This is a genomic window from Actinoplanes sp. NPDC049802 (assembly GCF_040656595.1).
GTDB lineage: Bacteria > Actinomycetota > Actinomycetes > Mycobacteriales > Micromonosporaceae > Actinoplanes.
Genome location: NZ_JBFAMR010000010.1, coordinates 126,841 through 139,453 on the forward strand (window position 1 = coordinate 126,841; position 12,613 = coordinate 139,453).

8 protein-coding genes and 1 pseudogene are annotated in these 12,613 nt (G+C 69.7%); 2 read left to right on the forward strand and 7 right to left on the reverse strand.

Annotated features, from left to right (window positions below; all coding sequences use genetic code 11):
- Window positions 1-6: 6 nt before the first annotated feature.
- The 7 genes from AB0I88_RS10455 to AB0I88_RS10485 form a co-directional block, all read right to left on the reverse strand.
- The gene (locus AB0I88_RS10455; protein WP_361020927.1) at window positions 7-1,296 is read right to left on the reverse strand and encodes a glycoside hydrolase N-terminal domain-containing protein; all 1,290 of its coding nucleotides are present in this window, start codon (window positions 1,294-1,296) and stop codon (window positions 7-9) included.
- 253 nt (window positions 1,297-1,549) lie between these two features.
- Window positions 1,550-2,359 (reverse strand): sigma-70 family RNA polymerase sigma factor, encoded by an 810-nt coding sequence (locus tag AB0I88_RS10460; protein ID WP_361020930.1) that lies wholly within the window; start codon window positions 2,357-2,359, stop codon window positions 1,550-1,552.
- A 287-nt stretch (window positions 2,360-2,646) separates the two neighbouring features.
- Complete coding sequence (locus tag AB0I88_RS10465; RefSeq protein WP_361020932.1) at window positions 2,647-3,636, reverse strand: sugar phosphate isomerase/epimerase family protein; 990 nt, start codon at window positions 3,634-3,636, stop codon at window positions 2,647-2,649.
- Window positions 3,637-3,640: 4 nt separating this feature from the next.
- The gene (locus AB0I88_RS10470; protein WP_361020934.1) at window positions 3,641-4,825 is read right to left on the reverse strand and encodes a substrate-binding domain-containing protein; all 1,185 of its coding nucleotides are present in this window, start codon (window positions 4,823-4,825) and stop codon (window positions 3,641-3,643) included.
- A gap of 9 nt (window positions 4,826-4,834) precedes the next feature.
- Window positions 4,835-5,818, reverse strand: a complete 984-nt coding sequence (locus AB0I88_RS10475; protein ID WP_361020936.1) for an ABC transporter permease — start codon at window positions 5,816-5,818, stop codon at window positions 4,835-4,837.
- Window positions 5,805-6,794: an ABC transporter permease gene (locus tag AB0I88_RS10480; RefSeq protein WP_361020938.1), complete on the reverse strand. Its 990-nt coding sequence runs from the start codon at window positions 6,792-6,794 to the stop codon at window positions 5,805-5,807. Before AB0I88_RS10480 ends, AB0I88_RS10475 begins: the two co-directional genes overlap by 14 nt.
- Window positions 6,791-8,290, reverse strand: a complete 1,500-nt coding sequence (locus tag AB0I88_RS10485; RefSeq protein WP_361020940.1) for a sugar ABC transporter ATP-binding protein — start codon at window positions 8,288-8,290, stop codon at window positions 6,791-6,793. The genes AB0I88_RS10480 and AB0I88_RS10485 overlap by 4 nt, the downstream gene beginning before the upstream one ends.
- Window positions 8,291-8,741: 451 nt before the next feature.
- On the opposite strand from AB0I88_RS10485, the gene AB0I88_RS10490 reads away from it, so the two are divergent.
- Both AB0I88_RS10490 and AB0I88_RS10495 read left to right on the forward strand, forming a co-directional pair.
- Window positions 8,742-12,290 (forward strand): ThuA domain-containing protein, encoded by a 3,549-nt coding sequence (locus AB0I88_RS10490; protein ID WP_361020942.1) that lies wholly within the window; start codon window positions 8,742-8,744, stop codon window positions 12,288-12,290.
- Between the two features lie 103 nt (window positions 12,291-12,393).
- Window positions 12,394-12,504: pseudogene (locus AB0I88_RS10495) on the forward strand (arabinofuranosidase catalytic domain-containing protein); the annotation flags it as partial.
- Between the last annotated feature and the right edge of the window lie 109 nt (window positions 12,505-12,613).

Below are 12,613 nucleotides of genomic sequence, written 5' to 3' on the forward strand. Positions count from 1 at the left end.
GGTGCGTCACGGGAGCGTCCAGCACTGGTCCGGGCCGCCGCACCAGGGAGCCTTTCGCTCCCCCACAGCGACCTTGTGAGCGCTAACAAGCGGTCGCCCGCTGAGTTTACTCGCAGGCAGTAGATTGGTATGACGTCTGATGTTATGGATAACATAGAGAGATGTCAATGCACCCGCTGTGACATTGCGCCGCATGGGAGCCTCCCCGGTCCGCGCGGCACTGGCGGGCGCCGCCACGGCGCTCATCGCTGTCCCTTGGCCCTGGCGTCCGCGGCATCGAGCGCATCGGCCGCGCCCAGCGGCACGGCGGCGAGGGTGCCGACGGTGATCGGTACACCGTCGGCCGGCGCAGCAGGCGAACGCCTGCGATTCCCCTGGCGTATGCGTACGGCCGGCGCCGCCACATCGGTCAGCGGGCCGCGGGATCGGCCTGCGTTCCGGTGGGCACTCGCCGGCCCGTCCCGAACGAGCGGACGATCGCGGTGGCCAGGAACAGGGCCCGCCGACCCGCCGTGACCGGCACGGGTGGTTCCCGGCCGGCGCGCAAGGCGGGCAGCAGCAGGTGATGGCGGCCGGTGGATTGTTCGTACCGGTCACGGTTGCGGTGAAGCCGAAGGTGGTGGAGACGCCGGCGGCGAGTGATCCGTTGTGGGGTGGTGGCGCACCCCGTTGAGCACGCAGACCGTGACTGTGGTCAGATCCAGGATCCGGCGGTGCTGCGACAGGCTGCTGGTGCCCCTCCCCGAGGGCCAGCCGGAGGTTGCCGACCGGCTGACCGGCCAACCGCCCGTCCGGGCTGCCCATCATCATCTGGTTGATCAGATCCTGCGCCCGCGAAGACCCGCCGGTGGATCTCGGCGAGGTTGGCCGCCCGCGGGTGTTGGCGGAGTCGTGGGGCCCGCCCGCCCGGACCGTGTCTTCGTTGAGTTGCAGCCGTTCGGTGTCGACGTTGCCGAAGACCATCGCGCCGAGACGCCCGTTGCCGGGCGGCAGCATCCGCGGCCAGTCCTTGCCGGCCGGCTCGTCGTACCAGGGCGCGAGGTTCTCGGCGGCCAGCACCTCAGGCAGCGCGGCTGAACCGGGCCGGTCGGCAGCCGTCCAGCCGGTCGGCAGCAGCGCCGCGCCGGCCCCGATGGCGCCTGCGGTGAGCACTCGCCCGCGTGTCCCCTCGGACATGTTCGTTCTCCATTCACGGACGGTGATCCCGGGCGAGCCGCTGCGGGGCGCCGCTGGGCTGGCGCGGAGCTTGCCCGCTCCGCGCCAGCCACTTTCCGGATCGCTCAGGCAGCGATGCATGTCGGCGTCATGCCGCTGCCGTCGCTTCCGGAAGCCGCGCAACCCCGCCCCGGGCTGCAGTGGTCGAATAGCCGGCACCTCGGGAAAACAGTGACCGATTGCAATAACACCGGCGTGTTGACGTCACCGACACTGCCAGGTCCCAGGACCTTAATCAAGCGATGACTGTCAATGCAAAACACGCATCGTGGTGTCCACTTGGCGAATCCTTCGAAATTCGGAAGGGACGCGAAAAAATCATGAAGAATTTCTGTTATCGGACGCGGGAACCGGACGGTCGCCGCGCCGTGGCCAGCAGAGCCGGCGAGACGGGGAACAACGCGAGACAGGCAGTCAGCCGATCGAGCGGGCTCAACCCGTCGGCGGCCCGGGCGCAGGCGGAGCAACACCGGGCGTGCCGCAGAATGCGCTTACGCCACAGTGCGCTCGGGCGGCCACCCCAGCCGTCCAGAGCGACCGTCAGCTGCGCACATCGGGGACTCACGTCCAGGGCGGCGACCAGTGACCGGCAGAGATCCAGCTGGCTGCGCATCCGCTGGAGGCGCACACCGGCGTGTGCGACGCTCGTCGCCAGCGCCTCCGCCAGTTCGGCCCTGGTCAGCCGGCCGGCCGCCTCCCGCCACCACAACGACAGCACCTCCCGGTCGCCGCGATCTAGCCACCGGCTCGCACGCACCACCTGCCGGCGGCCCCGGGACAGCTCCACACATGCGAGGACCAGGTTCTCGGCATCGGCGTGCGGCGGCTCGGCCATCTCCTCAAGAGGTACGGCACGCTCGGCGTCCGCCTGCCGCCGGTGCAGATGACTGCTCACCTGGCGTGTCGCGATCGCCGCCAGCCACGGACGGAAGCTCTCCGGGGTGCGCAGGCTGCGCAGGTCCCGCACCGCCCGCAACATGGTGTCCTGCACGACGTCGTCGACGTCCGGGAGCCCGCCCAGGGCCCTGCGGGCGATGGTGTACACGAGCGGCAGGCTGACTCTGGCCAGATCGTCGAGCGCCCTCCGGTCACCGGCCTCCGCCGCGACGACCAGGCTCCGCTCGTCGGTCCCACCGGTCCGCATCAGGCCGGCATTCGGTCGGCTCGCGGTGATGCGGCGGCCTGTGCACCCGACCGCCGCCCGCTGTCGCTGATCGCGATGGCGTCATCGCCGATGTTCGCCTCGTCGGTCACCTTGATGCGACCTCCAAAATGTGGTTCTCGCCATCTGTCGGCGCTTCGGAACCGCGTCGGAATTCAGCCCGGAACGGCCGTTCGCGAGTTCGCTGATGGGATAATTCTGGAATTGACATTTTTCGATGCAGTGAGGTTCGTGCTCGGCCGCTGAGGCCCGATGTCAGGTTGAAAGGTTCAATGCGTCGACCGCACGACGGCCGGCGTCGCGTGCCTTCCGCCGGGTTCCGGTCGACGGCGAGCCGGCGGCCCGCGACCCGGGGCTTGCGATTCCTCGCCGGTCGTGACGACCGCGGGTCGCTGACGTCCGCCGATTTCGCGCAACGCGGCACGCAGAAAGGACAGTCCGTCGCGAGCAAGGGCGTCCTGCGACGGGGCGAGCGGTCGCCAGACCGCGGCCGCGGTCGCGATGGCCTCGTTGCCCGCGGTGAACGACTCGATGCACACCGGACCCCGGTAGCCGGTCGCGGCCAGGGTGGCGAGGAACCGGGGCCAGTCGAAGTGGTCGCTGCCGGGTGCGCCGCGATTCGTACCGCTCACCTGGACGTGCTTGAGGTACGGGCCGGCGAGCGCCAGAGCCGCGCAGGGATCGGCCTCCTCGATGTTCATGTGGTACGTATCGATCATGAGACCGACGCTCGGCGGCAGGCCGTCGATCATCTCCACCGCCTGCTCCACGGTGTTGACGACGCTCGTCTCGTAACGGTTGAGGGGTTCCACGCCGATGCTCACTCCCCGCTGCCCCGCGTGGTCGGCCACCGGCCGCAGGGCGCGGCGCAGGTCGGCATAACACGTCGCGCGAGCCGCCGCGGACATGTGCCAGGTCCGCCCGACCGCGGCGTAGACCGGTCCACCGACACACCCGGCACCGACCGCCGCCGCCTGGTCGACGCAGGCCATGAGATACGCCACGGTGGAGGCGACCGTCTCCGGCGAGGCGTTGACGAGATCACGTCCGGGCGAGGTGACGGCGCAGACCCCGGCCACGGTCAGGGCGTACTCCGCCAGCAGATCCCGGGTACGAGCCGGATCCCAGTCGCCGAGTCGCTCGATCGGCAACTCGACCGTGTCGAACCCGAATCCGGCGATCCGCGGAATCAGGTCGGCCAGGGCCGCGTCGTCGACCGGCGAGGTCCACACCCACGGGTTGACACCGATGGCGCGCACGGGACTACTTCCAGCGATCCGGGTAGCCGGGCAGGTCGGTGCAACCGCACATCGCGTAGTGCAGCGGGGGCATGTCCGGATCGGCGTACTGGTCGAGATTGTCCTGGGTGATGGTGGGCTGCGGGAGCTTCCACGGGCTCGGCACCTGCTGGCCGTCCAGGATCCGCAGGGCGGCGATGACGGGGGTACGCCACTGATAGGTCGGGTAGGTCGGCGCGATCGCCGTGAGCTTCTTGTCCTTCCACAGCTGCAGGAAGTCGAGCTGGTCCTCGCCGTTGATCGGGGGCACCGGCTGCCCGGCGTCGAGGAACGCCTCGACCGCCGCGACCGCGACCGCCCCCGCGTCCATCCAGACGCCGTCGATCGTGCCGTACCGCTGCAGGTAGTCGTTGACGATCTTCTTGGTCTTGGCCGGGTCGCCGTCGGTGAACTCGACGCCGACCACGTTGACGCCCGCCTTGTCGAAGGCGACCTTCGCGGCCGACCAGCGGGTCTCCAGGACGTCGACGCCCGGCAGGATCCGCAGGGCGAGCACCTTGCCGCCCGGCTTCAACTTTCCGCTGACGAAGTCCGCGGCGACATGACCGAAGCCGTAGCCGCCGATCGGATTGATGAAGGTCACCGGGCAGGTGGTGTCGACGCCCCGGTCGAAGACGATGACCGGCAGGCCCTTCTCGCAGGCGGCGGCCACGGCCGGGGTCAGGGTGGCGGTGGTGTTCGGCGAGACGATGAGCGCGTCACAGCCCTTGCCGAGCAGGTCGTTTATATCCGCGATCTGCTTCTGGTCCTTGCCCTCGGCGTCGATGTGGACGAACTGCTCGATACGGTTCCCCTGGGCCTCGACCTCGGCCTGCATGGTCTTGAAGCCCACCTGACGCCACGGGTTGTTCAACCCGGCGTTGGAGAAGCAGATCTTGTGCGGTCCGGCCTTCTTGAACTTCGCGGTGTCGGCCATCTCCGGTTGCAGCGCCTGCTCCCACGGCTTGCCGGCCGGCCCGGTCGGCGCGGCATCGAGGAGTGCGAGCTCCCTGTCGTAGTCCGCCTGCACGAAGAACTTGGACTGCTCGCCGGTGCCGGAGCCGGCGGCCTCGGAGGCGGCGGCCGATGACGCGGTGCTCGGTTCATCGGTGGCACAGCCGGCGAGCAGCAACAGCGCTCCCACGGCTACGACGCTCATGGTGCGGCGCACGGGATCCCCTTACCTCGATACGGGACGAACGGACGAGACCGCCACAGCGAGCAGGATGATCGCGCCCTGGACGGTGGATTTGAGGGCGCCGGCGACGCCGTAGAGATTGAGCAAGGCGAACAGCGTCTCCAGGGTCAGCGCGCCGAGCATCGCGCCGACTACCGAGCCGCGGCCACCACCCAGGGCGACGCCGCCGAGCACCACCGCCGTGATCGCCGCGAACTCCAGGCCGGCGCCCGCCTGGAACGAGACGCCGCTGTATCCACCGAGGAGGATCGCCGCCAGCGCAGCCGCGAGACCGCTGAGGACGAACGCGATGGTCTTGGCACGCCACACCCGGACACCGCTCAGCTCGGCGGTCCGGGGGTTGCCGCCGACGGCCGCCAGTGTGCGGCCGAAGTCGCTACGGCTCAGCAGCACGGCCAGGGTGGCCACGGCCAGCAGGACGAGCAGTGCGTACGGCACCCGGCCCAGCGCGGGCACGTCCTCGAACGCTCGCCGGCCGAACCGCCGGAACTCCTCCGACAGCCCGCCTTTCGGGGCGCCGTCGGACCAGAGGTAGACGGCGCCGACGAGGATCAGCAACATGCCGAGGGTGCTGATGAACGACGGCACCCGAAGCCGGGTCGTGACGAGACCGTTGACGAGGCCGACGGCCACGCCGAAGGCGAGCAGCAGCGCCACCACCGGCCACGTACGCGACGGGTCGCTGTCGATGAGCCGGGCCGCCACGACCACCTGCGCGGTGACCAGGGAGCCGACGGAGAGATCGAACTCGCCGGAGACGATCACGAAGTACTGACCGGCGGCGAGCAGGATGATCGGCGTGGAACGGCCGAGGAAGGACATCAGCGACGGCGGGGCGAGGAAGCCGGGCTGACGGACCGCGACCAGCACGAGCAGCACCGCGAGGAGCACGAGGATCGGGATCAGGCTGCCCGCGCGCACTCGCGGCAGCCGCACCGGAAGCGGGCGACGCTCAGCGATCCGCATGGCCGGCACGCCGTCCTTCCCGGTTGCGCCGGGCGTAGACGGCGACCGCCGCAATGATGATGACGCCACGGATGACCTGCTTGAAGAACGCATCCACCTCGAGCTGGTTGAAGATCGCGTCGATGCCGGCGAGAAGCAGCACCCCGCCGACGGTGCCGGCCACCCCGCCGATCCCGCCGGCCAGGGCGGTGCCGCCGAGGACCACCGCGGCGATCGACTCCAGGTCGTACAGGCCTTCGGTGCCCACCCGCGGAGCGCCCGAGCCGAGCCGGCTGGCGAGGTAGATGCCGGCGAGACCGGCGCACAGCGAGCACAGCACGTGCGCGGTGACAAGGATCCGGGTGTTGCGAACCCCGGAGAGCCTGGCGACCTCCGGGTCACCGCCGACGGCGATCAGGTGGTGACCGAAGCGAGTCCGCGCCAGCGCGAACCAGGCGGCGCCCGCGACGCCGAGCAGTAGGAGGAACGACAGCGGTACGGGCCCGATCCGCTGGTATCCGAGGGTCTGCACGAGAGCGGGTGCGGTTTGGCCGGCCGGCCCGTCGTATCCGTTGTCCAGGTAGCCCTTGAGCAGCAGTCCGACGCCGACGGTCGCGATGAACGGATTGATCCTCGCCCGGGTGACGAGCAGGCCGTTGCACAGGCCGATGCCGGCACTGACCGTGAGCGCGAGCCCGATTCCGGGTAGCAGCGCCGCGTCGGCGCCGCCCATGGTCTCAGCGGCGATCAGGGTGCTCAAGCTGACGACGTACGCCACCGACAGATCAAGCGAGCCACCGATGACGACCAGGGTCTGGCCTACCGCGACCAGCCCCAGGCCGGCCGCCACGTGCAGCAGGCTCACCGTCGTCGGCACGCTGAACAACTGGCCGCCGTCGATCGCGACCACCAGCCAGCCGATCGACAGGGTCAGGGCCAGCGCCACGAACACTCCCGGCGAGGCCCGCCGGGCCGGCATGGACAGCGCGCTGCTCATCCGACCGCCCCACGGGTGGCGCCGACGGCCAGAGCGACGACATCCTCCTCGCTCGCCCCGGCGGAGAGCTCGCCGGCGATCCGGCCGTCGCGCATGACGACGATCCGGTCGCTCATGCCCAGCAGTTCAGGCAGCTCCGACGAGACCATCAGCACGGCTGCGCCCTCGCGGGCGAGCCGGCGGACCAGATCATGGACGGCAGCTTTGGAGCCCACGTCGATACCCCGGGTCGGCTCGTCGAACAGCAGAATCCGCGGATCGAGCGCGAGCCATCTGGCGAGCACGACCTTCTGCTGGTTGCCGCCGGACAGGAATCGAACGTCCCGGTCCACGCCGGTGGTGCGCAGTTCGACGGCCGCGAGCAGGTCTCGGATGCGCGCCGCACGGGCACCGCGGCCGGCCCAGCGCGGGCGAAGGGCGCGACTGGCCAGCAGCGCGTTGTCCAACGCCGACTGGCCGGCGACGATGCCCTCGACCTTGCGGTCCTCGGTGACGTACACGATCCCGGCTCGCATGGCGGTGCGTGGCGAGCGCAGCCGTACCGGCTCTCCGTCGATCGTCACCGCACCGGTGGTGAACGGTGTCACTCCGAACAGCGATCGGGCCAGCGCCGAGCGACCGGCACCGCGCAGCCCGCCGACGCCGAGCACCTCGCCGGCGTGCAGCTGGAGGGTGATCTCGTGCAACTTACGGTTCCCGCCGGCCCGGACCGCCAGCCGGACCGGGCCGCGTTCACCGGGCTCGGCGCGCTCGGGGTAGTAGCTGGACAGTTCGCGCCCGACCATGTGCCGTACCAACTGCTCGGCGTCGATCTCGGCCGTGTTCGCCGTGGTGACTCGGCGGCCGTCCTTGAGCACGGTGATCCGGCTGGACAGGTCGAAGACCTCGGCAAGCCGGTGCGACACGTAGAGCACGCCTATGCGGTGCTGCTGTAGCCGCCGGACGAGCGCGCGGAGCTGGCCGACCTCGTGGTCGGCCAGGGCTGCGGTGGGCTCGTCCATAATGATCAACCGAGCGTCGAGGGCCAGCGCCTTGACGATCTCCACGACCTGCTGCTGGGCCACGCCCAGACGTCCCACGCGGACGGCGGGCGGCAGTGAGCCCTCGCCGATCGAGGCGAGCAGGGTCGCGGTGCGTTCCAGCATCGCCCGGCGGTCGACGAGCCCGCGCCGGCGGGGCTCCCGGCCCAGGAACACGTTCTCCGCGACGCTGCGCTCCGGCAGCAGGTTGAATTCCTGGTGGACGATGCCGATGCCGGCTCGCTGGGCATCCCGCGGGCCGGCGAAGAGCCGCTGCGCGCCGGCGAACGCGACGGTGCCCTCGTCGGGTGGGTACACCCCTGCCACGATCTTCATGAGGGTGGATTTGCCGGCGCCGTTCTCTCCCACGACGGCGTGCACCTCGCCCGGCCGGACCTCGAGGTCGACACCCTCGAGCACTCGCACGCCGAGGAACGACTTACCGATGCCCCGGAGCGTGAGCAGCGGCTCCGACATGCAAACCCCTACGGTGCGTAGTTGACGATGTGGGCAGACCCGGTCGCCGAAGCGTGGGTGCTCAGCGCGAAATCGGACCGGAGAACCAAGTCATCATTCGTCATACCTTCGGCTTGCTCCCGACCCTAGAGGCCACATTGAAGCTTGGCAATGCCTGTTGGGAGCGCTCCAACCCCAGGATCAGCACATCTGGACGCGGGAAAAGTTGTTACGGAAAGGGCGCTAACGAGTCGCATTGACACGGAGCGATGCGTGGTCGCATGCTGCCGAGCAGACCACGGGACGAGGTAGCGCCAGATGTGACAATGCGTTACCTCCCGAAGGATCCTCATTGCCGTCACGGCGGACGGCACGACGACCCATGGAGCATTCGGCGACGCCGCCCTCGACGAGGACGGTGCCACCGGCACGTGCCCGTGGTCGGCACCGTGACCGCCGATTAGGAGACGGAATGCGTCGCAGCACAATGATCTTCGGGGCCGTCGTGGGCCTGTTACTGTCCCTCGCGATCGTCCGCCCGGCGTCGGCAGCGCCGGCGTTCCGCGCCCTGCTCTTCACCAAGACGGCCGGCTTCCGGCACGACTCGATCCCCGCCGGCATCCAGATGTTCCGCGAGCAGGCAGCCGCCGAGAACTTCGAAGTGGTCCAGACCGAGGACGCTGGCGTCTTCACCCCGGCCAACCTCGCCACCTTCGACGTTCTGATCATGTTCCAGACGTCGGGCATGGTGTGGACCACGGCGGCTCAGCGCCAGGCCGTGGAAGGCTTCCTCGCCGGAGGCAAGGGCATCGTCGCCATCCACAACGCCACGGACATGGGCATCGAGAACGAATACCCGTGGTGGGACGAGACCGTCAACGGCGGCGCACACATGCCGGAGCACTCCCCCGGTGTCCTGTCCGGCACCGCGATCGTCGCGGACAAGCAGCATCCGTCGACGGCGACACTCCCGGACCGGTGGAACCGCGCCGAGGAGTGGTACAACTTCGACACCAACCCGCGTGGCAAGGTGCACGTCCTGGCGACCGCCGACGAACGCACCTACAACCCCGGCGCCCGGGCGATGGGACCCGATCATCCGATCTCCTGGTGCCGCAACGCCGCCGGCGGCCGGGTCTGGGCCACCGGCATGGGTCACGCGATCGCCTCCTACAGCGAGGCGAACTTCCGCAACCACGTCCTCGGCGGCGTCAAATGGGCCGCCGGCAACGAGCCCGGGGACTGCGGCGGCACCGTCTGGAGCAACTTCGAGAAGCGCACACTCGACGACAACACCGCCGACCCGATGGCGCTCGCCGTCGCACCGGACGGCCGGGTGTTCTACGCCCAGCGGGCCGGCCAGGTCAAGATCTTCAAGCCCGCCACGAACAGTACGGTCACGGCGGGCACGCTTAGCGTCTACACCGGCGGCGAGGACGGCCTCACCGGTCTGGCCCTCGACCCGAACTTCGCCGGCAACGGCTACGTGTACCTCTACCACTCGCCGGCCGGCAGCACGACCGACATCAACCGGGTGTCCCGCTACACCGTCACCGGCGACACGCTCAACATGTCCAGCGGGGTCACGATCATCGACATCCCGGCGTACCGCAGCCGGACCCACCCCGAGCCGGGGCACACCGGCGGATACATCGAGTTCGGGCCCGACGGGAACCTCTACATCGGCACCGGTGACGACACCCCGCCCAACCTCGACCCGGCCTGGCAGGGTTACGCGCCGCTGGACTGGCGGTCCGGCAGGTCGTACCTCGACGCCGCCCGTTCCGCCGGCAACACCAACGACCTGCGCGGCAAGCTGCTGCGGATCCGGCCCTCGGCCGGCGGCGGCTACACCATCCCGACCGGCAACCTCTACCCGCAGGGCACGGCGCAGACCCGTCCCGAGGTCTACGCGATGGGCTTCCGCAACCCGTTCCGCTTCTCGATCGACCCGTCCAACGGCTGGGTCTACCTGGCCGACTACGGCCCCGACCGCAGCGGCGCCACGACCAACCGCGGTCCCGAGGGGCTCGTCGAGCTCAACGTCATCAAAGCGCCGGGCAACTACGGATGGCCGTTCTGCCACGGCAACAACCAGCCGTACGCGCCGTACAACCCGGACACCGGCGCCGTCGGCGCCAAGTTCAACTGCAACGCGCCGGTCAACAACTCGCCCAACAACACCGGCCTGACCAGCCTCAAGCCGGTCGTCGCACCGAACATCTGGTACGGCTACGGCGTCTCGCCGACATTCCCCGAGCTCGGCTCCGGCGGGTCGGGTCCGATGGGCGGGCCGGTCTACCGCTACAACGCCGCGAACCCGTCCACGACAAAGTTCCCGCCGTACTACGACGGCGTGCACTTCCTGGGCGAGTGGACCCGCAACTGGATCAAGGAGGTGCACTTCGACTCCGCGACGGCGGTGACCCGCACCAACCCGTTCATGCCGGCGGGCAACTTCAACAAGCCGATGGACATGGAGTTCGGCCCGGACGGCTCGCTGTACCTGCTCGAGTGGGGCTCGAACTTCGGCGGCGGCAACAACGACTCCGGCCTCTACCGGATCGACTACATCCAGGGCGGCCGCTCGCCGCTGGTGAAGGCGTCCGGCACACCCACCAGTGGCAACGCGCCGCTGACCGTGCAGTTCAGCAGCGCCGGCACCACCGACCCGGACCCCGGTGACACGCTGCGGTACCAGTGGACCTTCGGTGACGGCGGCACGTCCACGGCGGCCAACCCGTCACACACGTACACCGCCAACGGCAACTACAGCGCCCAGCTGACGGTCACCGACAGCGGGGGCCGGACGGCCTTCGCCAACGTCCCGATCACCGTCGGGAACACCGCACCGGTGGTCACCATCACCGTCCCGCCGAACGGCGGCATGCTGAACTTCGGAGACCGCGTCTCCTACACGGTCACCGTCTCCGACCCGGGCGGCGCACCCATCGACTGCACCAAGATCCTGGTCAACCCGTCCCTCGGCCATGACGACCACCAGCACGAGACGACCGACTACCCGGGCTGCTCGGGCACCGTCGCCACCGACCTGCTCGGCGGGCACCCCGACGGCGCGAACCTGTACTACGTCCTGCGGGCCCGCTACACCGACAACGGTGGCACCGGCGGTGCGGCACCGCTCACCGGCTACGCGCAGGCGGTCCTGCAGCCCAAACACAAACAGGTCGAGTACTACAGCAGCCAGTCCGGGGTGCGGGTCGTGGAGCAGGCCGCCGCGGAGAGCGGCAAACGGCTCGGCGACATCTCCAACAACGACTGGGTGGCGTTCACCCCGATGAGCCTGTCGGGCATCACCAACGTCAGCTACCGGCTGTCCTCGCCCGGCGGAGGCGGATCGATCGAGCTGCGCGCCGGCTCGCCGACCGGCACCCTGCTGGCCACCACGCCGGTGATCAGCACGGGGGGATGGGACAACTATCAGTCCACACCGGCGGTCAACGTCGCCGCCCTGTCCGGCAGCCACACGCTCTACCTGGTGTTCAAGGGCAGCTCGGCCAACTGGTTCGACCTGGACTCGATGACCTTCGGCGGTGCGGGGGTCGGCGTACCCGGTGAGGGTGGTGGCATTGCCGGTCGCACCTGGACCGTCGCCGCCCAGCACAGCAACAAGCTCATGGACGTCAGCGGCGCTTCCACCGCCGACGGCGCCCAGGTGGTCCAGTGGGCGGCAACCGGGGGCAACAACCAGAAGTGGCAGGCCGTCGATGCCGGCGCGGGCGCCGTCTACCTGAGGGCCGGGCACAGCGGCAAGTGCCTCGAGGTGATCGGTGGCTCCACCACCCAGGGCGCGTTCCTGCAGCAGGCCACCTGCACCAACACCAATCAGCAGAAGTTCCTCGCCACGCCGACCGGCACGAGCGGTGTGTACACCGTGAAGAGCGTGCCGAGCGGGCTGTGCGTCGACGTCAACGGCGGCGCCACCACCGACGGCGCACGGCTGCTGCAGTGGAGCTGTCACGGCGCCACCAACCAGCAGTGGCGCTTCACAGCGGCGTAGCGGCATCGCCGGGACCGACCCGCTCCGGGTCGGTCCCGGCCCTTCACCACGGCAAGGAGACTCACATGGTGACCAGTGGTACCGCTGCGAACCGGGCGGCGGCGCGAACCTCAGCGCCCGCACCTTCTACGAAGGCGCGATGGTCTCCGGCTACCCGTCCGAGGCGACGGAGAACGCAGTCCACGCCAACGTCATCGCCGCCGGCTACCGCTGATCCCCATCCCCATCCCCCACCGAACGGAGAAACCGATGCGACAACGCCCCGGGCGCCGCCGATGGCCCGCACTGCTCGCCGCCACGGCCACCACTGTGCTGCTCACCGC

What these genes read in the sequence shown, in the direction of transcription:
- AB0I88_RS10455 (WP_361020927.1), bottom strand. Translation starts at nt 1,296, where the DNA reads ATGCATCGCTGCCTGAGCGATCCGGAAAGTGGCTGGCGCGGAGCGGGC.
- AB0I88_RS10460 (WP_361020930.1), bottom strand. Translation starts at nt 2,359, where the DNA reads ATGCGGACCGGTGGGACCGACGAGCGGAGCCTGGTCGTCGCGGCGGAG.
- AB0I88_RS10475 (WP_361020936.1), bottom strand. Translation starts at nt 5,818, where the DNA reads ATGCGGATCGCTGAGCGTCGCCCGCTTCCGGTGCGGCTGCCGCGAGTG.
- AB0I88_RS10480 (WP_361020938.1), bottom strand. Translation starts at nt 6,794, where the DNA reads ATGAGCAGCGCGCTGTCCATGCCGGCCCGGCGGGCCTCGCCGGGAGTG.
- AB0I88_RS10485 (WP_361020940.1), bottom strand. Translation starts at nt 8,290, where the DNA reads ATGTCGGAGCCGCTGCTCACGCTCCGGGGCATCGGTAAGTCGTTCCTC.
- AB0I88_RS10490 (WP_361020942.1), top strand. Translation starts at nt 8,742, where the DNA reads ATGCGTCGCAGCACAATGATCTTCGGGGCCGTCGTGGGCCTGTTACTG.